Genomic DNA, 22811 nt, shown 5'->3' with positions numbered 1-22811 from the left:
ACACTACTTACACGTTGTCGGGAAAAAGTAATAGCAGAGAAAAAAGAAGGGGGAGACATAACAATGGAAAAAATTCGCGTAGCGATAGCTGGCCCGCGTGGCCGGATGGGATCGGAAGCGGTAAAAATGCTTATGAAGGATGAAACACTGCAATTTGTTTGCGGAGTTGATCCGAAATACAATGGAGAAGACGTAGGTGATATACTTGGGCTGGGTGCCTTGTCAGCTCCTTTTGTGCCGGATGTAAGACAGGCTCTAGAGACGTATCGACCGGATGTATTAGTGGATTTTACAACTCCGCATGTAGTGAAACAAAATATGGTAACGGCGATCGAAGCCGGGGTTCGTCCTGTAGTCGGTACAACCGGATTTACGCCGGAAGATATTGAAGAGTTAGACAGGCTATGCCGGACACAAGGTATCGGTGCTATCATTGCGCCCAATTTTGCTATTGGAGCAGTATTAATGATGAAATTCGCACAGGAAGCAGCCAAATATATGCCGCATGTTGAAATTATTGAGCAGCACCATGATCAGAAGCTTGATGCTCCATCCGGCACAGCAGTCAAGACAGCAGAAATGATTCAGGCAGCGCGTCAAGAACTAAGGCAAGGACACCCGGAAGAGAAGGAAACGATTGAAGGTGCCCGTGGAGGTTATTATAACGGGTTCCGTATCCATAGTGTTCGTCTGCCGGGTCTTGTAGCCCATCAGGAAGTCATTTTTGGAGCGGTAGGGCAGACGTTGACCATTCGCCATGATTCTATTAACCGTGAGTCGTTTATGCCTGGTGTTAACCTTGCCATTAAGAAAGTCATGGAACATACCGGTCTGATATACGGTCTGGAAAATATTATGGTATAAGAGGGGATCCCGTATGAATATTGCGTTAATCGCCCATGACAATAAGAAAAACGAGATGGTTAACTTTACAATAGCTTACCGCGATACGCTGAATAAGCACACCATATATGCGACCGGCACAACAGGAACAAAAATTATGGATGCGACAGGGCTGCATATTCAGCGAGTGCTATCCGGACCAATGGGCGGCGACCAGCAAATCGGCGCGCTAATTGCCCAGGATCAGATGGATCTTGTCATTTTTTTGCGTGATCCGTTGACCGCGCAGCCGCACGAGCCTGATGTTACTGCGTTGCTACGGCTATGCGATGTTCACAGCATTCCGCTTGCAACTAACATTGCGACCGCAGAGATGCTAATTCATGCGCTGGAACGAGGTAATTTTTCCTGGCGGGAGACGGTTCATAAATATAAAGGAGAGGATCTCGCATGACGGATCATAGGCCAGAGCCTTTGCATGCGTTAGCCTTCGGCGCACATCCGGATGATGTGGAAATCGGTGCCGGCGGCTTGCTGCACAAATGGGTGAAGCAGGGAAAAAAAATAGGCATTTGTGATTTGACGTATGCCGAAATGTCATCCAATGGAAACGTAGAGAGGCGTCAGCAGGAGGCGAACGAGGCTACCAGCCTGCTCGGATTGCATACTCGGCTTAATCTGGGTCTTCCGGATAGAGGACTTATGCCGGTTCAAGAGCAGATTCAAGTCATTGCGCATACGATTCGTTTATATCGGCCGCGTATCGTATTGATGCCATATTGGGAGGATAGGCATCCGGATCATGGCATGTGCAGTGTACTGGTCCGTGAAGCTGTATTTAATGCCAAAATCCGTAAATATGAAACGAATGAGCAAGACATACTGACTGCACATAGGGTAGAGCATGTGCTTGCCTACTTTATTAATGGACAGACTGAACCGCAATTTTTAGTGGATATTAGCGAAGAGATGGACGTAAAGATGGCGGCACTTGGCGCTTATCGCTCACAGTTTGAGATGGAACCCGGATCGGTAGCCACCCCTTTAACGCAAGGGTATTTGGAGCGGGTACGTGCCAGAGAATACGTATTTGGCCAATCCGCTGGTGTAGCATATGCCGAAGGGTTTGTCAGCCATACACCATTGTTATTGAAAGACTTCCTATAATGAGAGGGAATGAACGATGAAAATCGGAATTACATGCTACCCTTCTGTGGGCGGTTCCGGCGTTGTAGCGACGGAATTAGGCAAGTTGTTGGCAGAAAGAGGGCACACTGTACATTTTATTACGTCGGGTATGCCATTTCGTCTTGGTAAATATTACAGAAACATTTATTTTCATGAAGTAGATGTAAATAGTTACTCGGTATTTCAATATCCCCCGTACGATTTGACACTGGCAAGCCGGATGGCCCAGGTTGCACAGACTGAAAATCTGGATGTATTGCATGTGCACTATGCAGTTCCGCATGCAATTTCTGCATATTTAGCTAAGAAGATGGTAGGAGATCGCTTGAAAGTGGTGACTACTCTTCATGGAACAGATATTACTGTGCTTGGATATGATCATACGTTAAAGGATATTATTCGCTTTGGTATTGAACATAGTGATGCAGTAACAGCCGTGTCGCAAAGCTTAATCAACCAAACGCGGGAAGTGTTGCAAATTGAAAAGCCGATTGACTTGGTCTATAACTTCATTGATAAACGGGAGTATTATCCACGCGATATGTGTGATGTTCGTGAGGAATATGCACCAAATAAAGAGAAGGTATTTATCCATATCTCTAACTTTCGCAGCGTAAAACGTACGGACGACGTCGTGCGAATCTTCCATCGTATTAAACAGCGTATACCAGCCAAGCTATTGATGATTGGGGAGGGACCTGAGTTGCCGATAGTTCGGGAGCTGGCAGCTGAGCTTGGTCTTTTGGAAGATGTGATTTTTCTTGGTAAGCAGGAGGATATTGCCTGCGTGTTATCAATGGCAGATGTTATGCTGCTGCCGTCCGCCCAGGAGAGTTTCGGTCTGGTGGCACTAGAGGCGATGGCGTGCGGCAAGCCAGTCATCGCTAGCGATGCCGGGGGATTGCCGGAAGTGGTTAAAGATGGGGAGACCGGTTTTGTTCTTCCGATTGGTGATGTGGATGGTATGGGCGACAAAGCGATTGAGCTGATTTCCGATCCTGTCATGTATGAACGCTTTTCCCGTCAGGCCATTGAGCGCGCATATCATACGTTCTGTCATAAGGATATTACACGGCAGTATGAGGAGATTTACCGACGTGTACTAACCGAAGAAACGGAGGCGTGCTCCAAGCCGTGATGCCGAGCCATATACTTGAAGCAGGAAAGCAAGTGTTATACGTGCTGGAGAAAGCCGGATATACAGCATATTTTGTTGGAGGGTACGTGCGAGATACGTTGCTTGGACGACCGGTGCATGACCTTGATATTGCGACTTCTGCCAGGCCGGATGAAGTAGTAGCTTTGTTTGCCAGAACAATACCGACAGGGCTTGCCCATGGAACGGTTACTGTGCTTCAGGACGGCGTACCGCTGGAAGTAACGACCTTTCGTACAGAAGCAGGGTATGCTGATCATCGCCGGCCGGATGAAGTTCGATTCGTAAGCGATATTGCTGAGGATCTGGCACGCCGTGATTTTACGATAAACGCGATGGCATTGGATTTGCGTGGAGATGTAGTAGATCCGTTTGGTGGGAGGCAAGATTTGCATGACCGCATCGTACGCGCGGTGGGCAAGGCAGACGAGAGGTTTGCCGAAGATGCATTACGTATGCTGCGCTGTTTGCGCTTTGCAAGCCAACTTGGCTTTTCCATCGATCCTTATACATATGAAGCAATACGAAGGCATGCGCAAGATATTCATTATGTAGCGGTTGAGAGGATTAGCTCTGAATGGAACAAGGCGCTTGACGGTCCATATCCGGAGCGGATCGTAACGGGCATACTGCATACAGGGCTCGCTTCTGCAATGCCAGGCTTCTGTCAACTGTTTGAGGATAAATATGATCTTACAGATAAAGAACAAAAACAAATATGCGCAGTGAATGGAGTCGTACCGCGATGGGCTTATCTGTTTCTTATTTGTAATCGGGAAACAGAGGTAGAGAGGATTCTGCGTGCACTGCGCTGCGAGAAGAAAGTAATTAGAGCATGCCAGCAGATAACGAATATAGCAAGGAAACTGCATAATTCTCATACAGCGGGTGAGCGGATGCGCTGGATACTGGAACATGGATTCGAAGCGCTATATGAAGCTGCATCGTTATATGCAATTATATATGAGAATGAAACGACGGCAAAGGAGATAGAGCGGCTATATGAATCCATGCGTATAAAGGTGCTGCAGGATTTAGCTGTAAACGGTGCAGAGTTGCAAACAGAGATGAATCGTAAAGGCGGTCCATGGATTCGCGATTTGTTGCTTACGCTTGCGCTGGAAGTAAACGAAGAACGGATAGAAAATGAGCGGCAGGCGTTATTACTTCGAGCGAGGATGATATTGAATGAAGATACGTGAGAGTTTGTTGCAAATGTTTAAACAGGCGGAAGGAGATTTTTTGTCGGGGGAGGAAATCAGCCGCAGGCTTGGTGTCTCCCGCACCGCCATTTGGAAGCATATCGAAGAGCTGAGAGAAGAGGGATACGTATTCGATGCCGTCCGCCGTTCTGGATATCGATTGGTTTCGACCCCGGACATTATGCTTGCCGAGGAGATTAAGGCAGGTCTTATGACACGCCGGCTTGGACATTATGTACATTATTATGCAACGATAGATTCTACCCAGAATAAGTGTCAAGAACTGGCTAAGGCGGGGGCCCCTGAAGGAACGCTGGTTGTCACGGATGAGCAGATCGGAGGCAAAGGGCGGTTAGGCCGTGTGTGGCATTCGCCGCCCGGAGCGGGCATTTCAATGAGCTTGCTGCTTCGCCCTACATTAGAGTTGCAAAAATGTCCGCAGCTAACGCTGCTGACAGCGGTCGCCATTGTTGAAACTTTTCGTGAGTTCTGTGGAATTGATGCTCAGATTAAATGGCCGAATGATATTTTGATTGATAGAAAGAAAGTATGTGGTATTCTGACCGAGCTGAATGCGGAATCGGACCGTATTCATTTTCTTATTATCGGAATGGGGTTAAATGTAAATACGCTACCGGAGCAATTTCCGGATGAAGTACGTGATGTTGCGACATCACTGCGAATTGCGAAGGGCGAAGCTTTACGGCGCGTGCCGATTATTCAGCAAATCCTGTTCCGACTAGAAGAGCTATATGAATTGTATCTTGCACAAGGGTTTGCCCCGGTGAAGGAACGGTGGGAGCGCTGCGCTATTACGATTGGTAAAAAGGTAACAATTCGTACGCTGCAAGGCTCTCTTTCAGGGTATGCAGAAGGAATTGATGATGCAGGCGTGTTGTTGGTACGTCAGGAGGACGGCGCTGTAACAAAGGTATACTCCGCAGACGTAGAAATTCATGCGTAAAAAGGATGTTCAAAAATTCCTGGAAACAAATCTACGGATTTCTACGTTGTGCTGCCTCTCCGCTGCTCGGGATTGCCGTGCCTTGAACTTCACGGCTCTGTTTGTCCCCCTTTTTGAACATACTCTTCGCTCCTGTTTTTCAGGAGAAGTGTACAAAAAGATTGCCCAGGTGTTATTTTTGCCTTTATAATGAGGGTGTCAGGGCTGTATCCGTATGGAACGGTACCAGGACACCCGAATATTTATTTTGTTGCCATTGCTGAACGGTACAATATCAAAAATCTGCTCTGAGCCGATGAGGACCGAGACAGAGGGAATAAGTTGTTACCAGATTTGATCTCGTATTCAATCATGGTTTCCGTACGCCTTCTTCTCTGTTGAAGGCGTTTTTTATATGCCTTTAACGAGCCTTATTCTTACCAAATCGCTCAAAGCGTCAGGGAGGAATGAAAATGGCAGGAAATTCACCAATTACGACCGCATCTATAAAAGAAATGAAACGGGAAGGCCAGCGCATTGTCATGTTGACTGCGTATGATTATCCGTCTGCCAAATTAGCTGACGAAGCCGGCATTGATATGATTCTCGTCGGAGATTCACTCGGTATGGTGGTGCTTGGTTATGAGTCGACGGTGCCTGTGACTCTCGAAGACATGATCCATCATACGAAAGCGGTTACGCGAGGGGCCAAGCGTGCGTTTGTTGTTACGGACATGCCGTTTCTTACTTATCATGGCACGGTTGAAGAAGCATTGCGGAATGCTGGACGTATCATGCAGGAAGGATTAGCGAAAGCAGTTAAAATTGAAGGAGGAGCAGAGCTTGTACCGCTTGTGCGCCGCTGTACGCAGGCAGGTATCCCGGTAGTGGGACATATCGGGCTAACGCCACAATCCGTTCATCAACTGGGAGGCTACAAAGTACAGGGAAAAACGCCGGAAGCTGCACAAAAACTGCTTGACGATGCCTTGGCGCTTGAAGAAGCGGGTGCGTTCGCCCTTGTGATGGAATGCGTACCCAAGCAGTTGGCAGAACTCATGTCACACAGGCTTTCTATCCCGACCATTGGCATTGGCGCTGGTGCTGGTTGTGACGGGCAAGTATTGGTATACCACGATATACTGTCTTATGGCAGTGAGCATGTGCCGAAGTTCGTCAAGAAATATGGGGATGCCGGTAGCCTAATCAAACAGGCGATTACACAGTATGCAGGTGAGGTGCGGTGCGGGGCGTTTCCGCAGGATGAACATACTTTTACGATGAAGGAAGAAATGTTGGAGAGATTATACGGAGAAGGTGTCAAAATATGAGAACGGTTTCCTCCATTCAAGAGCTACGCGCTTCCCTAAAAGAAGTACGTCCACAAACGATCGGATTTGTTCCGACGATGGGATATTTGCATGAAGGGCATCTAAGTTTGGTTGATAAGGCGAAAGAGACAGCTGATGTAGTTGTGATGAGCATTTTTGTTAATCCGCTGCAATTCGGCCCTCATGAAGATTTGGAGAATTATCCGCGTGATCTTGAAAGAGACAGTCATCTTGCCGAATCACGCGGTGTGGATATTTTGTTTTTTCCGCCGGTAGAAGAGATGTACCCGTCTGGGAGCAAAACCACTGTTTCCGTACAAGACATTACCGAATCGATGTGCGGCGCATCCCGTCCAGGTCACTTCGACGGCGTGACTACAGTAGTGGCTAAGCTCTTCAATATTGTACAACCGGATTATGCATTTTTTGGTATGAAAGATGCACAGCAAATAGCGGTCGTGATGCAAATGGTCCGCGACTTGAACATGCCGGTAGAAGTGGTACCATGTCCGATTATACGCGAGGCAGACGGGCTTGCCCTCAGTTCCCGCAACGTGTATTTATCGCCAGAAGAAAGAGAACAAGCGCTTGTCCTATCGCGTGCTTTACAGCAAGTGCAGAGTATGGTCGGATTAGGTGAGCGAAACGTAAAGACATTGCGTACAGCTATAGAGAAGGTCATCCAAGAAAGCCCGCTGGCAAGCATTGATTATATTGAGCTTCGCACTTATCCTGGGCTTATGCCGATAGAAGAGCTGCGTGGAGATTGTATTGTCGCACTTGCAGTTCGCTTTGGACATACACGCCTTATCGATAACATTATACTTGCGGCAAGTCAGGAGGAAGCAGCATGTTCCGTACGATGATGAAAGCAAAAATCCATCGGGCAACCGTCACGGAAGCCAATCTGAATTATGTTGGAAGCATCACCATTGACCGCAATATTATGGATGCGGTAGATATTTTGCCCAACGAAAAAGTGCAGATTGTGAATAATAATAACGGAGCTCGTCTGGAAACATATGTAATTGAAGGAGAGCGTGGCAGCGGTGTGATTTGTCTCAACGGTGCGGCGGCTCGCCTTGTACAGCCGGGTGATGTTGTTATCATTATTTCTTACGCTATGATGAGTGAAGAGGAAGTCAAAACACACCAGCCGAAAGTCGCCATTATGGATGAAAATAATCGCATCGTCGAAATGCTTGGTGAAGAAATTCACGCTACGATTTATTGAATACAAAGCGAAATAAAATGTAAAAGGAAGGGCGGGACACAGTTCTGCCCTTCCTTTTGATCGTATCACTTGAAGAACGAACGGAACGTATGCCAAACATTTCTTTTTCTTATTTGTTTTTATAATTATCCTGCCTTTGTGCCACACTGAAACTATATAACCGTTGACGTGAAAGGTGGCGGAAGCATGCTACTGTCCTATTATTTTGCCGGGTTGAATGAGAGGATCGGGAAGATTAAGGAACGCATGGCGATGGCGCAGGAAGAGGAGAAGACAAAGCTGTATCATACTGTTCTGCAATTGCGCCAAATTAGCGATAAGGTAGTGGAGGAATGGCTGAACTTTGAAGAGCAGCTGGTGGAAGTTCAGCGTATGTTCGAAAACATGGAGGATGAGGAATCCTGTGGCACCTCAGAGCTACAATCAGCGGATGGGGAAACAGAAGACGTGCAGGAGATTTATCTGCCATATCCGTTAGCTGCCCAATTCCGTCGGGGACAGGGCTATTTTATGTTATCTATGTACCGGGAAGCGGTCGAATCGTTCAATCAGGTAATCGAAGAAGCGCCCGATGTTGCTGTGGCCCGTTTATATCTTGCTTTTGGCTTTTTCATGTTAGGACGACTGGACATGGCGTACCGGCAGTTCCGCCTGCTTAGTGAAACGTGTGAGCATGCTTTTATCCGTGCTGCTTCGTATAATGCATTGGGTTGCATTTCCGCAGTGGAAAACAATGCGGAACAAGGATTGCTTTGGTTTGAGCATGCTCTTGCTGCATTTCCAGATTTAACGGATGCAGCATACAATCAGGCATTAACCTTATATCAGCTCGGGAGGTACAAAGAAGCTGCGGCAGTGTGTGCCTTGTTTTTGGAAAAAGAAAAGGATGATGTGGAAGTGTTGCTTCTTGCGGGCGCCAGCCACGCCAAAAGCAAACAGATGGAGGAAGCCTGCAGATTGCTGAGACGGGCGGAGGGAATTGCACGTCAGGCAAGACATCGTAAAAGGATTGCTTGTACATACGAACAACTGGAGCGATTTGCGGACGCGGCTCGTTGTTATCGGGAGTTGCTGCCTGATTATCGAAATGATCCCTCTGTTTGGCATGGTCTGGGCTGGTCATTATGGCAGAACGGACAGGTAGAACAGGCACTTTCCTGTTTAAAATGTGCTTTGACACTGGCTCCGGAACAGCCGGATTATGCCTGTTCGTATGCATGGATGCTACTTTATGAGGGAGAGCATGTGCGTGCGGGGCGTATATTTGAGCGTATTGCACGAAAATATAACCAGCCGCTGGCCTGGGCGGGAATGGTAGAGACGTTGCTTAAGCAGCAGCGAATCCCGGAAGCGCAGGCGTTGGTTGATGGTTTGCTGGCTGCGGAAGCCGGGCATGTGCGTACGCTGGGGCATTATTTGCAAGGACGGGTTCTTTTGCTTCAGGGTAAGCGAGAAGAAGCGCTACCGCATTTTTCAGCAAGTCATGCGGCGGGTGGCATTCGGGAAAGCGGCTTGTATGCTGGGCTTTTACACTACACTGATGGCGCATACGAAGAGGCGTACGAACGATGGAAAGAGTGGATGCCGGCTCCGTAAAAGCCGGTTTTTCTTTTTTTTTATTGCACTTCCTTCGTAAGTAATAGAAAATAATAAGTGGATCCTTGTCTGCGAAAACGTGATGAAGCGGAAGAGTTTGAGGTGAAGCATTTGAACACTTTTGTTGTGGTCGATTTTGAAACAACAGGCAATCGGCCAAAAGAGGGAGACAGGATTATACAGATCGGCGCCGTTCTCGTTCGTGATGGAGAAATTACCGAACGTTTCTCTACGTTGGTTAATCCGCGGGTCGATATTCCCCCCTTTATAGAAAAATTGACAGGCATCAATGATGAGATGGTAGCGGATGCTCCACCTATCGAAGATGCACTACCTTCGTTGCTAAAGCTGCTAGACGGAGCTACCTTTGTAGCTCATAATGTTTTTTTCGATTTATCATTTTTGCAAAATGCGTTGCATGAAGCCGGATACCGTCCGTTTACGGGGCCGCTCCTTGACACGGTAGAACTGTCGCGTTTGCTGTTACCAGGCCAGGAAGGATATCGGCTCTCTGACTTATCTGTCGGGCTCGATATCATGCACGATCGGCCGCATCAGGCTGATTCCGATGCGGAAGCGACAGCCCGTATTCTGCTGCACCTGCTTGGTAAATTGGAGAGCATGCCGCTTGTTACCCTTCAGCAACTTCAGCGGGTAAGCCGGCCGTTTCATTCTGATGTACAAACGCTTCTATCTGATATTGAGCAGCAGAAGATTCGCCAGGGAGCATATGAACCAGCTGTGGATTTGGAAGTTGTGCATCAGATTTGCCTAAAGAAGCGAAAAACAGTCGAAAAAAATTCTGGCCGTTCTCTCGAAGAGACGATGGATTTCGACGATTTTGTGGATGCTTTATTTGGGGAACGGGGCATGTTGAAAGAGCATATGCCGGGATTCGAGTTGCGCCCTGCCCAGGTTACGATGATGAAGCAAGTATACGATTCGTTTGATTCCGGCCGCCATCTTATGATTGAAGCAGGAACAGGAACAGGAAAATCGCTTGCATACTTGATTCCGGCTGTATTCTGGGCCAAGCAACAGGAAGAGACGGTTGTCATCTCAACACATACCATTCAGTTGCAGGAACAGATGTATTCGCGCGATTTACCGATTTTGCAAGCGATTTTTAGCAATGATGCGCCCCGTATTTCTGTATTAAAAGGCAGGAATAATTATCTATGTCTGCGAAAGTTTTCACATAGTTTGCAGGAGGAGCACGATAACTATGATGTGCAGCTCAGCAAATCGCAGATGCTCGTTTGGCTGACGGAGACGGAGACAGGGGATATGGAAGAGTTAAGCCTACCTTCCGGCGGTCAGGTATACTGGAAGCAGGTGCAAAGCGATGCTGGTTCATGCTTGAATCGTCAGTGTCCGTGGTTCTCGCGCTGCTACTACCATCAGGCACGGCGTAAAGCGCAACAAGCTGAGGTCATCGTAACGAATCATTCGCTCCTATTCACAGATATGGGTGCTGAGCATCGGATTATTCCTTCCTATAAATATGCGGTAATTGATGAAGCACACCATTTTGATGATGTGGCGAGCCGCCACCTTGGGGACTCGATTTCCTCTTATCAGCTGGAAGGGATGTTACACCGATTGCATCCGGACCGGGGAGTAGGGCTTCTCGAAGAGGTTGAAGAGGCTGTACGCGGATGGAGCGAAGCTAGCTATGAAGAGAGCAAGCATGCTATCGAGACTGCTTATCAGCAGATACGCGAAGGGAAAGAGACCGTTCGTGAGATGTATACTCTGTTGTACCAATGGTCACATCAGAGGGCAAAGGAAGGCGAAGAAATCGGGCATACCGTTATGCGTTACAAGCAGGAAAATCTTAGGGATCGCTGGGGACGCGCCGTAGTCTCAGCCGTGCGCAACAGCGTAGATTTATTGCTTGCTATTGGAAAAAAGTTGGAGGCGATTTATGCCAATATCCACGGTGACGATGTGCCTTTGGGCATGAAGAGCCTTGTGACCGATTTAAACGGGATGGTTAAGGATTGTCTCGAATATGCTTCCTTGCTGCATGATATGCTATTAACAGAGGATGAAGACCATGTGTACTGGATTGAACTGGATACACGTAGCACACGTAAAAACATCTTTTTGCATCGGGTGCCGATCGATGTATCTAGCCTGCTGCGCGAACAATTTTTTGATAAAAAAGAGAGCGTAATCCTTACTTCCGCGACACTAAGCGTTAATTCCTCTTTCGCCTATGCGACTGAGAGGTTCGGGCTTGCTGATTTATTGAGGGAAGACAGCGTGGATACCGCGGTGCTTGCTTCTCCTTTTAATTACAAAAAACAGACGCTCGTATGTATCCCAAGTGAAATACCGAATATCAAAGGAGCAACCGAGCGTCACTTTATAGAGGCGTTAATTGATTCCTTGTCGCAAGTAGCCGTAACGACAAAAGGGCGTATGCTTGTACTGTTCACATCGTATGCAATGCTTCGTAATGTATATGAACCGTTGAAGGAAAGATTGAAGGAAGCGGATATCACTGTGCTTGGTCACGGAATGGATGGCACGAGCCGCAGCAAACTGACCAAACAGTTCCGTTCACTTCCTGCCTGTGTGCTGCTCGGCACAAGCAGCTTCTGGGAAGGGGTGGACATTCCAGGAGAGGATCTGTCCTGTCTGGCTATTGTCCGACTTCCTTTCGTGCCGCCGAATCATCCGCTCGTTGAAGCGCGTAACCAGCAGCTTGAAGAGCAGAAGAAGAACCCATTTATGCAGCTGTCCGTTCCGCAGGCGGTTATCCGGTTCAAACAGGGGTTTGGCCGACTTGTCCGTACGAGTACGGACCGAGGCATTGTGCTTATTTATGACAGGCGTGTTATTGATGCGCGTTACGGAAGGGTATTCCTTAAATCCTTACCTGAGACGAACGTGCTCATCCAGCCGACAGGACAATTGCTTTCGGAGATTTCTGATTGGCTTGCATAGAATAGAATATTGCAAAAGCAAGCACGCAAAAGAATTTCTAATAAGTGGGATATAGGTAAGAAGGAGAGGACCGAGAGTGAAAGTGCCAAAGATTTCCGAAGCCGTTGTTAAAAGGCTTCCCGTTTATTTGCGATATTTAAATAGTTTAAAGGCAATGAACGTTCGTACGGTTTCATCGCATCAGCTTGGTGAAGCGCTTGATTTAAACCCGGCACAAATTCGCAAGGACCTTGCCTACTTCGGTGAATTCGGCCGAAAAGGAATAGGCTACGAAGTTAATTATTTAGTGGAAAAAATCAAAAGCATTCTCAAGCTTGACCGGCAGGTTAATGTGCTGCTGGTCGGTGCGGGACATCTCGGGCATGCCATTAGCAACTATAATGCGTACTTAAAGGATAACATGAAGATTATTTCAATTTTTGACGCCGATCCGATGAAGGTCGGCAAAAAAATTGCAAACTTAACCATTCAGCCGCTCGAAGAACTGGCACAAACAGTTAAAGAGAAAGATATCCGCATTGGTATTATTGCTGTGCCGGCGGATGCGGCACAGTCGGTGGTCGAGCACCTAGTGGATGCGGGAGTGGCTGGTATTTTGAATTTTGCGCCTACTAACCTGCGTGTACCGGAATGGGTACGTGTCCATGATGCAGATGTTACAATGGAGCTGCATAGCTTGGCGTATTATTTATAAAGTAAAACTTTACTCGGAGGGGGCCGCATCCCCCACCTAAACTTTTCTAATCCCTCTAAGTCTTGGGATAGGGGAGTTACTGCCCGTTAAGGCGGAATAAAAATGAAGAATAAGGAGGAAAGGCGCACTGGGGGCCAGTGTGCTCTATGCCCTATGAAAACAATCGTTATACATGCGACAGTGTTGACTGTCAACCAAACGAATCAAGTAATTTATGATGGCGCCATCGCTTTTGACAACGGTGTGTTAACGTATGTCGGACAGACGCCGGATAAACTTGATGCATATGAAGAGGTAATCGATGCTAAAGGTCGTATTGTGATGCCTGGGCTTGTAAATACACACGGACATACCGCTATGTCACTGCTGCGTGGCTATGCGGATGACCTTCCGCTTCAAGAGTGGTTGGAGACTAAAATGTGGCCGCTTGAGGCCCAATTTACAGAAGAACATGTGCGTTGGGGTACTTCGTTGTCTATTATCGAGATGCTGAAGACAGGTACAACGACGTTTGTCGATATGTATGACCATATGGATATGGTGGCAGAATTGGTTACCGCATCTGGAATGCGTGCTCGTTTGTGCCGCGGAGTCATCGGCTTATGTTCAGCGGAAGAGCAAACCAAGAAGCTGGAAGAGGCGAGTGCGTTCGCCGCTAAATGGAACGGAACCGCGAATGGACGTATCATGACGATGATGTCGCCACATGGAGCCTATACGTGCCCGCCGGATTACATAGAGCGAATTGTTGCGCGTGCCCATGAATTGGATTTACCTGTGCATATCCATATGTCCGAAACGGAATGGGAAGTACAACAAAATGTAGATGATTATGGTGCACGTCCAGTTGCCCATTTAGAGAAGCTTGGCGTGTTCAATCGTCCAACACTTGTAGCACACGCTGTACATTTAACAGATGAAGAACTGGACATTCTCGCCAAGTATGATGTCAAAGTATCGCATAACCCTATCAGCAATTTGAAGCTTGGCAGCGGTATTGCCCGTGTGCCGGACATGATGGAGCGCGGTATCTGCGTCTCGCTTGGCACGGATAGTTCAGCTAGCAACAATAATCTGGACTTGTTTGAAGAGATGAGGATGGTGGCGCTGCTTCATAAGGGTCACCGCCAAAATCCGGTGCTCGTTCCGGCGTCTGAAGCGTTGCGCATGGCGACGATTTACGGAGCAGAAGCCATTTTTATGGACGAACAAATCGGATCGCTTGAGGTAGGCAAGCAGGCGGATTTCATTATGCTTAATTCACATGATGTGTATTTCCAACCGGCGAACGACCCGATCTCGCATGTCGTTTATTCGGCAAGTGGCCGAGATGTAACGGACGTATATGTTCAAGGGGTGCAGCTGGTTAAAGACGGCAAGTGCCTCACGATGGAGGAAGAAACAGTAATCGAGAATGCAAACCGTATGTTTGAATTGCTGGAGAAAAAATAAAAAAATCCCTGCTGTGTATGGCAGGGAAAATAAGAATGAGATGGATAGGTAGGGGAATTAAATTACAATCACCGCCGTGACTGCGGCTATTCCATAGTAATCCAAGAATGAAGGTTAGGCTGGCGGAATGATGCAACCCCCATCTCTTCCCCGCATCGGTATGGAGAAGAAAGAAGCATCCATGATGGGTTCCGTTCATCCGCGAGCAGCCTTGCTACTTCATCCGGCAATTGTTCAAAAGGGTGCGCAAGGTGCGGCTGCTTCACGCACGCTCACCTCCTCCTGCGCGTACGATTAGTATTTCCGGGAGACTGGGCAGTATGTTTAGCATTTTTTGATGACTCTTCCGTCATTAGACGTGAAAGGCATGCTACACAAATATGAAATACAGGTAAGGGAACTTGAATGAAAAAATCGTGGTTATATGGGGTGCTTGCGTTGGTTATGCTTGTGCTGTGCTCAGTTTTGGCAGTGTATTTGCACCTGCAAGGACAGCAACGGGCAATAAAAGAAAAAGGGTCTGAACTGGCGTTGACGCGAACGCAGATGAACGAAGTAACCTTTGTGAATACGTATTATGGTAAGCAGGATTATATTGTGGTTGAAGGAAAAACGGAAAGTGGCGAAAAGCTGGTTGCTTGGTTTCATGGAGATCAAGGAGAGGTAGAGAAAATGTCGCGCCTTATTCCAAAAGAAAACGTACTTAAAGCGTTGAACAAAGACCATCCGAATATGCAACTTTCCCATATCATTCCTGCTAAGCAAGATAATAAGAAAGTATGGGAAGTACTGTTCACCGAGGGGAATGATTTCTACTATTATTACATTGATATGTATAATGGTAAGTTGATGAAACGCTATAAACTGCCGAAGATGAATACGTAAAAGAAGAAACATGATACAATGGAGCGGAGAGAATCTTCGCTCTATTTTTTGTTTTTCACGCAGAAGCTTGTCTTTTTTGTGAAGGAAAAAAACGCTTATCCCATAACCAACATATTTATGATATACTACGTGATATACAAACAATATATCACTTCTGTAGAAAGGGGTGGGTAGAGAATGAAAGTACGCCCATTGCCCATCTTTTTATCTGTTTTATTCAGTAGTTTGCTGTTGTTTGGGGGTTGGTATGTATTTCAGAATCAATTTGTGAAAAAACCAATCTCCAAAGAAATTGCCACCATGCAAGGTGTAAAGCTTAATGACGTTACAATCGCACGTGATGCGATCACTCTGAATGTGTCGTTTAACAATTCTGATAAATTTGCAGATGATTACAAAAAAGTAAAGAAAATCGCCTCTGAGAAAGCCAATGGTAAATCGGTCAAAATAGAATTTGACTCTCCGAACAAAAGCCTTAAGAAGATATGGGATGAGAACGCATTCGCTATTGCCGAAGCAATGGAACTTCACACGTATTCAAAGATTCCCGGCGTTTTGAATCAAATCAAACAGAAACATCAATTGAAAAATGTTAGCTCCTATATGGACGATCAGTATGTATATATTTACTTAAATGACGGCAAGAGCCCGTATTATGCGGTATTGCCGCGTGAACGAGAGGTGAGCCGGAATGGGTAAAGAAATAATCATCGGTGTAATCCCGGTTATGATCGCGTTTCTCGTTTTCATCGGCGTGAATGTGGCTCCGTTGATTATTGCCGCGATGATTATCAGTTTTCTAGTTTTTTTTGTGATGAGACAGGGTGGCATGTCTATTAGTCAGAAAAAAACTACGGTAGAAACGCCTAAGACAAAAGTGAAATTTAACCAAATCGGTGGTCAAGAACGCGCGAAAAAAGAGCTGAGAGAGGCGCTTGACTTTCTGATTCACAAAGACACGCTGAAAGAGTACGGCATTCGCCCATTGAAGGGCCTTCTGCTGACCGGACCTCCGGGAACAGGAAAGACTCTTATGGCCAAAGCGGCCGCCAACTATACAAATTCTGCGTTTGTTGCCGCTTCCGGTTCCCAGTTTGTAGAGATGTATGTTGGGGTCGGTGCACAACGCATTCGTGATCTTTTCAAGGAAGCAAAGCAGAAGGCGGAAAAGAACAATCAGGAGAGCGCTATTATTTTTATCGATGAAATCGATGTGCTTGGTGGCAAGCGTGAAGGCAGTCAGCACCGCGAATATGATCAGACGCTGAACCAGCTATTGACGGAAATGGATGGGATTACAACGTCTGAGCATCCGCGCGTTTTGATGATTGCTGCCACCAATCGGGCGGACATGCTTGATGATGCGTTGCTGCGCCCAGGACGTTTTGACCGTCAAATCGTGGTTGATCTGCCAGATATGAAAGCACGCAAGCAAATCCTTGAGATTCATGTGAAAAACAAACCGCTTGCTGATGATGTAAATATTGAGGCTATTGCGCGGGATACGTTTAACTTTTCTGGTGCTCAGTTAGAAAGTGTAACCAATGAAGCGGCAATTTATGCGTTCCGCGACAAAAGTAAAGTGATTACCCAGAGTCACTTCTCCCATGCTATTGATAAAGTAATGATGGGCGAGCAAACGGATCGCGAATCAACCGCGGAAGAGAGAGAACGCGTAGCCAATCATGAACTTGGTCATGCTATTGTATCTGAAGTGGTACGCCCGTTATCCGTATCGCAAGTATCGCTGCGTCCACGCGGACAGGCATTGGGTTACGTGCGTCAAAGCCCGCAGCAGGATCGCTACTTATATACACTTGAGAATCTTGAGCAACAGATTATGATTGCGCTCGGTGGCGCGGTGGCGGAAGAGATGCTGTACGGGGGGCGCAGTACCGGCTCGCGCAACGACTTTGAACAGGCGTTGCATTTAGTGAATACGATTATTGACAGCGGACTGTCAAGGCTCGGAATCGTGAAGATGGATATGGTCGGAAAAGAAGCGTTGCATGAAGAACGTCAGCGTATTTTAAATGACCTGCTTGATAGCACGCGTAAAGTGCTAACGGAGCACTTTGCGGTGTTCCGGCATGCGCTTGATCATTTGCTAAGTGAAGAAGTATTGAACGGCGAACAATTTCGTATCATGCTTGAAGAAGCCCGTGCGCTTCCAAAGCAGAGCAAGGTCGAAGAAATTGAGGCTCGACGTATGAAAGCATAAAGTAAAGCCTTCCATTAGAGGAGGCTTACTGCCCCGTTAGATCGGGATAAAGCAGATAACACAAGGATAATCCGAATGGTTTCGGGTTATCCTTTTTATAATAAGAGCAACATCGAAAAACAAGGTCTGTATTTTTTTCGCTTTTTCTTTCATGGACCTATAATATTATGGAGCTATGGGCATCTCTCCTTCCCTTTTTAATATAAGAGTTGTAAAATGAAAAGGTATTGAAAAAACAAAATAATGTAGATGTTTGTAGGAAGCAGAGGAGGAGCACTTATGAAATTAGCGAAGCGCGTGGCACAAATTACACCGTCCAAGACGCTCGCCATTACTGCAAAAGCAAAAGAGTTGCGTAGCGAAGGATATGACGTGGTTGGACTGGGAGCCGGAGAACCGGATTTCAATACGCCGCAGCATATTATCGACGCTGCAGTAAAAGCGATGGAAGAGGGTCAGACAAAATATACGGCTGCTGCCGGTATTGTAGAACTGAAGAAAGCGATCTGCGAGAAGCTGGCGCGCGATAACAATATTACATATAAGCCTTCACAAGTCGTTGTATGTAACGGAGCGAAGCATGCGCTTTATAACTTGTTCCAGGCAATTGTAGATCCGGGCGATGAAGTCATCGTACCGATTCCATATTGGGTTAGCTATCCAGAGATGATTACTTTGGCAGATGGTGTGCCGGTATTCGTTGAAGGGGCTGAAGCGAACGAATTCAAAATTACACCGGACCAGCTACGTGCGGCCATTACAAATAGGACACGTGCAGTTATTATTAACTCGCCGAGCAACCCAACAGGTAGCGTATATACGCGTGAAGAGTTAGAGGGATTGGCGCAGGTCTGCATCGAGAAGCAAATCCTGATGGTGTCCGATGAAATTTATGAAAAATTGATTTATGACGGACGTGAGCATGTAAGTATTGCAAGTCTGAGTCCGGAAGCGTACGATTTAACAGTCGTTATCAATGGTATGTCTAAGCCGTATTCCATGACAGGCTGGCGAATTGGCTATGCAGCAGGAAACGAAGCGCTTATTAAAGCGATGACGAACCTGTCCAGTCATAGCACGTCCAACCCAACGACATTTGCGCAATATGGTGCACTAGCGGCGCTCGAAGGCTCACAGGAGCCGCTGGAGATGATGAAGGCCGAATTCGATAAACGCCGTAAAGCGGTCGTGAAACTGATGAATGAAATCGAAGGCATTCATTGTGTAGAACCGAAGGGAGCCTTCTATCTATTTGCCAACGTAAGCGAAGCAATGAAAAAAGGCGGCTATACCGACGTGGATGAATGGGCCCAGGATCTGCTGGAAAAAGAATACGTAGCGCTTATCCCGGGTTCCGGTTTCGGCGCGCCGAATCATATTCGTATTTCTTATGCAACTTCTTTGGAACAATTAGAAAAAGGTATTGCCCGTATTAAAAAGTTCGTAGAAGAAAGCTAAAGAAGTCAGGACAAAAAAGTATAGGCCATCTTTTCCTGTTATGCAATCGGGAGGGGATGGCCTGCTTTGTGTGAATACGGTATGTATTCAAGTACTTCATATCTTATCCGAAATACTCTTTTTTTCATCAGTAAATATAAAAAATAAAAAAGCGACATATGATGCCGCTTCTTCTATAACTCTATTGTGTCACGCTAAATGTAGTTTTGATTTGTTGGAACATTTCATTTAGCATATCCGTTATCTCGGTAACTTCCTGATCTCCTTCATACAGTGTTTCCGATGGGAATAGTGCTGCATATATGGTATCGTTTTGCTCGGCCAGTTTCATATAAAGGGAATCATCATAGCCTTCAGATTGCCATACGTGGACAGGAATTTTCGCGATTTCCATAAGTTCGAATGAGTGCTTTGGATTAGAAAAAATAGCGGCAGGGAATCCATCAATGTTCTTCTCTACCTGCTCTACAGTATAATTGCCTATCCATGAATCAGGCAGCCGAAGAGAAAAGCCCAGTGCTTCATTAGTATATGTATCAGAAGCGACCGGTTGGGAATTCTGTTCCGGTGCCGGAGCAGAAGCGGTTTGTTGCGCAGATTGTTCAGGAAGCGCACTATCATCTGCATGCACGTCTGGTTGTGTAAAAATTGAAGCGCTGGCTACGCCGATAATGCCGAGCGTCAGAACAAAGGCCGCGAGTTTTCTAGAAAATTTCATCGCCGCATCTCCTACTTTCTACAATAGAATGGAATGATATAAGATATTTACCACCGATTTTGCGCATTCATTCCAAATTTTTTCTTTCTTTTTTGTGACCCACCCTTCATGAAAATACTGTATATGATATAGTTATTGTACCAATATTCAACTCCTCGTACCTCCGCCCTGAGGCTGAGAAATTCTTGTGAATTACTGTCGAAAAAAAAGGAGCAGGAGCATTTGCAAAACGATAAACAGGGTAGTATAATTCTGTAGGTTTATCTTCTTTTATCCATAACATTCTATATACACAATTTTATCATTATATACGAAGGAAGGATGAAAATATGCTGACAACGATTGCTCAAATCGGAAAGCACGTAGGAGAAGAGGTAAGGCTTGGAGCCTGGCTGTTTAATAAGCGTTCAAGCGGTAAAATTCAATTTTTGCAGCTACGTGATGGAACCGGTTTCATTCAAGGGGTAGTGGTTAAAGAGGAAGTGACGCCGGAAATATGGGATGCAGCTAAATCGCTCACACAGGAAAGCTCACTATATGTTACTGGCGTTGTTCGTGAAGATGAACGGGCTAAATCGGGGTATGAGCTTACGGTAACAGGTGTAGAACCCATTCATATTGCAGAGGAATATCCGATTACCAAAAAAGAGCACGGAGTAGAATTCCTGATGGATCACCGTCATCTCTGGATTAGGTCCATGCGTCAGCAGGCCGTTCTTTCTATTCGTTCAGCCGTCATTCAAGCAGTATATGAATTCTTTAAAGAGCGTGGCTTCTATAAAGTGGACCCGCCGATTTTAACACCAACCTCGGCGGAAGGAACGACTACCTTGTTCCATACCCAATATTTTGATGAGGAGGCGTACTTATCTCAAAGCGGGCAGTTATACATGGAAGCTGCAGCGATGGCATTTGGCCGGGTATTCTCGTTTGGTCCGACGTTCCGTGCGGAAAAGTCGAAGACGCGCCGTCATTTAATCGAATTCTGGATGATCGAGCCGGAGATGGCATTTGTTGACCATGAAGAGAGCTTGCGCATCCAAGAGGATTTCGTCAGTTATGTTGTGCAGTATGTATTAAAGAATTGTCCTCTTGCTTTAAAACGCCTTGGACGTGATACAAGCAAGCTTGAGAATGTGAAAGCACCGTTTCCGCGCATTACTTATACAGAAGCGATCGAAATGCTGCAGAAAGATGGACATGAAATTCAGTGGGGCGAAGATTTTGGTGCGCCGCATGAGACAGCAATCGCCGAAAAGTTCGATAAGCCGGTATTTATTACTCATTATCCGACCAGTATTAAAGCTTTCTACATGAAGCCGGACCCAGCCAACCCGGATGTTGCCCTGTGCGCTGATTTGATTGCACCGGAAGGATATGGTGAGATTATCGGTGGCAGTCAGCGGATCGATGATGTAGACCTTATGAAGAAAAGATATGAAGAACATGATCTTAATCCACAAGCATATCAATGGTATCTTGATCTGCGTAAGTACGGCTCAGTTCCTCACTCCGGCTTCGGGCTTGGCCTGGAACGCACCGTGGGTTGGATTTGCGGTACGGAGCATGTACGGGAAACCATTCCATTCCCGCGTCTTTTGAACCGTCTCTATCCATAAGGCCATAAAGGAAAAATGCAACTTTTACAAGACTAAACTTGTCGGATGTATCCTGTTATAATCGTTCATACATGAGAGGTGGATTTCGATGAGTGACGTCTTATTACAGATGCTGGAAGCGGGGACAACTTCGCTGCCCAATCTGCTTTTACAGCATTACAGGCAAATTGGATTACTGGATGAAGAGATGATGATTATTATTCATCTCCTCGCTTTTAAATCGGAAGGGAAGCCGTTTCCGACCATGCATGAGCTGGAGGAAAGGTTGTCTACAGAGGCATCCGTAGTGATAAAACGGATACAAAGGCTCGTGCAACAAGGGTATATTTCGATTGAAGAGACAGTGGACCCGTCAACGCGCGTTCGTTCAGAGTGGTATTGCTTTACGCCATTACATAAGAAAGTGATTGCTTGTCTGGAAGGAAAGGTTATATCGGAGGATATACCGGATGCAGCGAGAACGAGCGGAAGCGTGAAGAATCTGTATGCCATGTTTGAAGAAGAATTCGGACGGCCCCTATCGCCGATTGAGTGCGAGAATTTGGCTATGTGGATTGATCAGGATGGTTACAGTGAAGCGTTGATTATAGCAGCGCTGAGGGAAGCGGTTATCTCCGGTAAGTTGTTTTTTCGCTATATTGATCGCATTTTGTTTGAGTGGCACCGCAATAACATTCGAACGCCGAAGCAGGCACGGGAATATAGTTTGAAATTCCGCAAACATCAGCAGCGGAGCGGACAGACGCTGCCGCAGGGCCTGTCTACCGCAGCGGCGTCTGGGGCGTTGCCGCAAGAATTTCCGTTTTATAATTGGCTGGAAGAAGAAACGGATTCATAAGTTTAATGGAGGAAGCTTTCAATGGGGAATCTGGATGATTTGTTTTTATATACAAATCCGACGCGGCGCGATGCGAAGAGTATTTATCGCGATGAAAAGTATGCGCGTGGCATTTTGCTGAAGAACGGGGATATCATTGTCTGGAGCGGCGATATCATGCATACGAAAGTTGCACCGTTTTTAACTGAGACGGGTGTGCATTTCAGCGTATTTAATGACAAACTGGAGATTTGCTGGCAGTTCGAGTCATGGACGGATATTCAAAAACGGCTTGTAGAGGCTAAGCAGTATCTCGATAATCTTGGTTTTACGGAAGACGGTCGCATCGTTATCGACACTCGTTATTACACGCATACAGATGTTGATTTTCCTGAAATCCGATATGCGCAGCTTTTTGAAGAAGGTTTTGAATTAAAGCCGCTAGCGGAGAAATAAAAAGAGACAGGGCTGACATATGCCCTGTCTCTTTATTATTGGA

General features: G+C 46.4%; 22 protein-coding genes. 20 read left to right on the top strand and 2 right to left on the bottom strand.

Annotated features, from left to right (window positions below):
- The first annotated feature begins 63 nt into the window (after window positions 1-63).
- The 13 genes from dapB to HMPREF0083_RS15885 all read left to right on the top strand — a co-directional run bounded on the left by dapB (window position 64) and on the right by HMPREF0083_RS15885 (window position 14594).
- Complete coding sequence (gene dapB, locus HMPREF0083_RS15945; RefSeq protein WP_021622600.1) at window positions 64-864, top strand: 4-hydroxy-tetrahydrodipicolinate reductase; 801 nt, start codon at window positions 64-66, stop codon at window positions 862-864.
- A 13-nt stretch (window positions 865-877) separates the two neighbouring features.
- Window positions 878-1297 carry a methylglyoxal synthase gene (gene mgsA, locus HMPREF0083_RS15940; RefSeq protein ID WP_021622599.1) on the top strand — a complete coding sequence of 140 codons (420 nt, stop codon included), beginning with the start codon at window positions 878-880 and terminating at the stop codon, window positions 1295-1297.
- Window positions 1294-2010: a bacillithiol biosynthesis deacetylase BshB1 gene (bshB1, locus tag HMPREF0083_RS15935; protein ID WP_021622598.1), complete on the top strand. Its 717-nt coding sequence runs from the start codon at window positions 1294-1296 to the stop codon at window positions 2008-2010. The genes mgsA and bshB1 overlap by 4 nt, the downstream gene beginning before the upstream one ends.
- Window positions 2011-2026: 16 nt before the next feature.
- A complete protein-coding gene (gene bshA, locus HMPREF0083_RS15930) occupies window positions 2027-3169 on the top strand; it encodes an N-acetyl-alpha-D-glucosaminyl L-malate synthase BshA (protein WP_021622597.1) in 1143 nt (380 codons plus the stop codon).
- Window positions 3154-4389, top strand: a complete 1236-nt coding sequence (locus HMPREF0083_RS15925; protein WP_148315987.1) for a CCA tRNA nucleotidyltransferase — start codon at window positions 3154-3156, stop codon at window positions 4387-4389. Before bshA ends, HMPREF0083_RS15925 begins: the two co-directional genes overlap by 16 nt.
- On the top strand, window positions 4376-5353 hold the full coding sequence (locus HMPREF0083_RS15920; RefSeq protein WP_021622595.1) for a biotin--[acetyl-CoA-carboxylase] ligase: 978 nt from the start codon (window positions 4376-4378) through the stop codon (window positions 5351-5353). Before HMPREF0083_RS15925 ends, HMPREF0083_RS15920 begins: the two co-directional genes overlap by 14 nt.
- 452 nt (window positions 5354-5805) lie before the next feature.
- Window positions 5806-6663 (top strand): 3-methyl-2-oxobutanoate hydroxymethyltransferase, encoded by an 858-nt coding sequence (gene panB / locus HMPREF0083_RS15915; RefSeq protein WP_040303056.1) that lies wholly within the window; start codon window positions 5806-5808, stop codon window positions 6661-6663.
- Window positions 6660-7529 (top strand): pantoate--beta-alanine ligase, encoded by an 870-nt coding sequence (panC, locus tag HMPREF0083_RS15910; RefSeq protein ID WP_021622592.1) that lies wholly within the window; start codon window positions 6660-6662, stop codon window positions 7527-7529. Before panB ends, panC begins: the two co-directional genes overlap by 4 nt.
- The gene (gene panD / locus HMPREF0083_RS15905; RefSeq protein WP_040303055.1) at window positions 7514-7897 is read left to right on the top strand and encodes an aspartate 1-decarboxylase; all 384 of its coding nucleotides are present in this window, start codon (window positions 7514-7516) and stop codon (window positions 7895-7897) included. Before panC ends, panD begins: the two co-directional genes overlap by 16 nt.
- Window positions 7898-8083: 186 nt before the next feature.
- Entirely contained in the window at window positions 8084-9493 is a 1410-nt protein-coding gene (locus HMPREF0083_RS15900) for a tetratricopeptide repeat protein (RefSeq protein WP_021622590.1), read from the top strand.
- Between the two features lie 111 nt (window positions 9494-9604).
- Window positions 9605-12448: an ATP-dependent DNA helicase DinG gene (gene dinG, locus HMPREF0083_RS15895; RefSeq protein WP_040303109.1), complete on the top strand. Its 2844-nt coding sequence runs from the start codon at window positions 9605-9607 to the stop codon at window positions 12446-12448.
- Between the two features lie 76 nt (window positions 12449-12524).
- Complete coding sequence (locus tag HMPREF0083_RS15890) at window positions 12525-13142, top strand: redox-sensing transcriptional repressor Rex (RefSeq protein ID WP_021622588.1); 618 nt, start codon at window positions 12525-12527, stop codon at window positions 13140-13142.
- 102 nt (window positions 13143-13244) lie between these two features.
- Entirely contained in the window at window positions 13245-14594 is a 1350-nt protein-coding gene (locus tag HMPREF0083_RS15885) for an amidohydrolase family protein (RefSeq protein ID WP_021622587.1), read from the top strand.
- Between the two features lie 86 nt (window positions 14595-14680).
- On the opposite strand, the gene HMPREF0083_RS15880 is transcribed toward HMPREF0083_RS15885, so the two are convergent.
- Complete coding sequence (locus tag HMPREF0083_RS15880; RefSeq protein ID WP_021622586.1) at window positions 14681-14860, bottom strand: hypothetical protein; 180 nt, start codon at window positions 14858-14860, stop codon at window positions 14681-14683.
- Between the two features lie 139 nt (window positions 14861-14999).
- Here HMPREF0083_RS15880 and HMPREF0083_RS15875 point away from each other — a divergent pair, with 139 nt between their 5' ends.
- The 4 genes from HMPREF0083_RS15875 (at window position 15000) to HMPREF0083_RS15860 (ending at window position 19158) form a co-directional block, all read left to right on the top strand.
- The gene (locus HMPREF0083_RS15875; RefSeq protein ID WP_021622585.1) at window positions 15000-15479 is read left to right on the top strand and encodes a cell wall elongation regulator TseB-like domain-containing protein; all 480 of its coding nucleotides are present in this window, start codon (window positions 15000-15002) and stop codon (window positions 15477-15479) included.
- A gap of 177 nt (window positions 15480-15656) precedes the next feature.
- A complete protein-coding gene (locus tag HMPREF0083_RS15870; protein WP_021622584.1) occupies window positions 15657-16178 on the top strand; it encodes a hypothetical protein in 522 nt (173 codons plus the stop codon).
- Window positions 16171-17700 carry an AAA family ATPase gene (locus HMPREF0083_RS15865; protein ID WP_021622583.1) on the top strand — a complete coding sequence of 510 codons (1530 nt, stop codon included), beginning with the start codon at window positions 16171-16173 and terminating at the stop codon, window positions 17698-17700. Before HMPREF0083_RS15870 ends, HMPREF0083_RS15865 begins: the two co-directional genes overlap by 8 nt.
- Window positions 17701-17979: 279 nt before the next feature.
- Window positions 17980-19158, top strand: coding sequence for a pyridoxal phosphate-dependent aminotransferase (locus HMPREF0083_RS15860; protein WP_040303053.1), 1179 nt, complete (start codon window positions 17980-17982; stop codon window positions 19156-19158).
- Window positions 19159-19339: 181 nt separating this feature from the next.
- Here HMPREF0083_RS15860 and HMPREF0083_RS15855 read toward each other — a convergent pair whose 3' ends face one another.
- Complete coding sequence (locus HMPREF0083_RS15855; RefSeq protein ID WP_021622580.1) at window positions 19340-19876, bottom strand: hypothetical protein; 537 nt, start codon at window positions 19874-19876, stop codon at window positions 19340-19342.
- 329 nt (window positions 19877-20205) lie between these two features.
- Here HMPREF0083_RS15855 and asnS point away from each other — a divergent pair, with 329 nt between their 5' ends.
- The 3 genes from asnS to HMPREF0083_RS15840 all read left to right on the top strand — a co-directional run bounded on the left by asnS (window position 20206) and on the right by HMPREF0083_RS15840 (window position 22768).
- Entirely contained in the window at window positions 20206-21495 is a 1290-nt protein-coding gene (gene asnS, locus HMPREF0083_RS15850) for an asparagine--tRNA ligase (RefSeq protein WP_021622579.1), read from the top strand.
- Between the two features lie 88 nt (window positions 21496-21583).
- Window positions 21584-22333 carry a DnaD domain-containing protein gene (locus HMPREF0083_RS15845; RefSeq protein ID WP_021622578.1) on the top strand — a complete coding sequence of 250 codons (750 nt, stop codon included), beginning with the start codon at window positions 21584-21586 and terminating at the stop codon, window positions 22331-22333.
- A gap of 21 nt (window positions 22334-22354) precedes the next feature.
- Window positions 22355-22768, top strand: coding sequence for a hypothetical protein (locus tag HMPREF0083_RS15840; RefSeq protein WP_021622577.1), 414 nt, complete (start codon window positions 22355-22357; stop codon window positions 22766-22768).
- The last annotated feature ends 43 nt before the right edge of the window (window positions 22769-22811 follow it).

The organism is Aneurinibacillus aneurinilyticus ATCC 12856, from assembly GCF_000466385.1.
GTDB classification, from domain to species: domain Bacteria; phylum Bacillota; class Bacilli; order Aneurinibacillales; family Aneurinibacillaceae; genus Aneurinibacillus; species Aneurinibacillus aneurinilyticus.
The sequence above is the reverse complement of the archived record's forward strand: the minus strand, read 5'-3'. Positions and strand labels throughout refer to the sequence as shown.

What these genes read in the sequence shown, in the direction of transcription:
- dapB (WP_021622600.1), top strand. Translation starts at nt 64, where the DNA reads ATGGAAAAAATTCGCGTAGCGATAGCTGGCCCGCGTGGCCGGATGGGA.
- panD (WP_040303055.1), top strand. Translation starts at nt 7,514, where the DNA reads ATGTTCCGTACGATGATGAAAGCAAAAATCCATCGGGCAACCGTCACG.
- panB (WP_040303056.1), top strand. Translation starts at nt 5,806, where the DNA reads ATGGCAGGAAATTCACCAATTACGACCGCATCTATAAAAGAAATGAAA.
- HMPREF0083_RS15900 (WP_021622590.1), top strand. Translation starts at nt 8,084, where the DNA reads ATGCTACTGTCCTATTATTTTGCCGGGTTGAATGAGAGGATCGGGAAG.
- HMPREF0083_RS15865 (WP_021622583.1), top strand. Translation starts at nt 16,171, where the DNA reads ATGGGTAAAGAAATAATCATCGGTGTAATCCCGGTTATGATCGCGTTT.
- mgsA (WP_021622599.1), top strand. Translation starts at nt 878, where the DNA reads ATGAATATTGCGTTAATCGCCCATGACAATAAGAAAAACGAGATGGTT.
- HMPREF0083_RS15855 (WP_021622580.1), bottom strand. Translation starts at nt 19,876, where the DNA reads ATGAAATTTTCTAGAAAACTCGCGGCCTTTGTTCTGACGCTCGGCATT.
- HMPREF0083_RS15870 (WP_021622584.1), top strand. Translation starts at nt 15,657, where the DNA reads ATGAAAGTACGCCCATTGCCCATCTTTTTATCTGTTTTATTCAGTAGT.
- HMPREF0083_RS15875 (WP_021622585.1), top strand. Translation starts at nt 15,000, where the DNA reads ATGAAAAAATCGTGGTTATATGGGGTGCTTGCGTTGGTTATGCTTGTG.
- asnS (WP_021622579.1), top strand. Translation starts at nt 20,206, where the DNA reads ATGCTGACAACGATTGCTCAAATCGGAAAGCACGTAGGAGAAGAGGTA.
- HMPREF0083_RS15885 (WP_021622587.1), top strand. Translation starts at nt 13,245, where the DNA reads ATGAAGAATAAGGAGGAAAGGCGCACTGGGGGCCAGTGTGCTCTATGC.
- HMPREF0083_RS15840 (WP_021622577.1), top strand. Translation starts at nt 22,355, where the DNA reads ATGGGGAATCTGGATGATTTGTTTTTATATACAAATCCGACGCGGCGC.
- HMPREF0083_RS15860 (WP_040303053.1), top strand. Translation starts at nt 17,980, where the DNA reads ATGAAATTAGCGAAGCGCGTGGCACAAATTACACCGTCCAAGACGCTC.
- bshB1 (WP_021622598.1), top strand. Translation starts at nt 1,294, where the DNA reads ATGACGGATCATAGGCCAGAGCCTTTGCATGCGTTAGCCTTCGGCGCA.
- HMPREF0083_RS15845 (WP_021622578.1), top strand. Translation starts at nt 21,584, where the DNA reads ATGAGTGACGTCTTATTACAGATGCTGGAAGCGGGGACAACTTCGCTG.
- panC (WP_021622592.1), top strand. Translation starts at nt 6,660, where the DNA reads ATGAGAACGGTTTCCTCCATTCAAGAGCTACGCGCTTCCCTAAAAGAA.
- HMPREF0083_RS15920 (WP_021622595.1), top strand. Translation starts at nt 4,376, where the DNA reads ATGAAGATACGTGAGAGTTTGTTGCAAATGTTTAAACAGGCGGAAGGA.
- bshA (WP_021622597.1), top strand. Translation starts at nt 2,027, where the DNA reads ATGAAAATCGGAATTACATGCTACCCTTCTGTGGGCGGTTCCGGCGTT.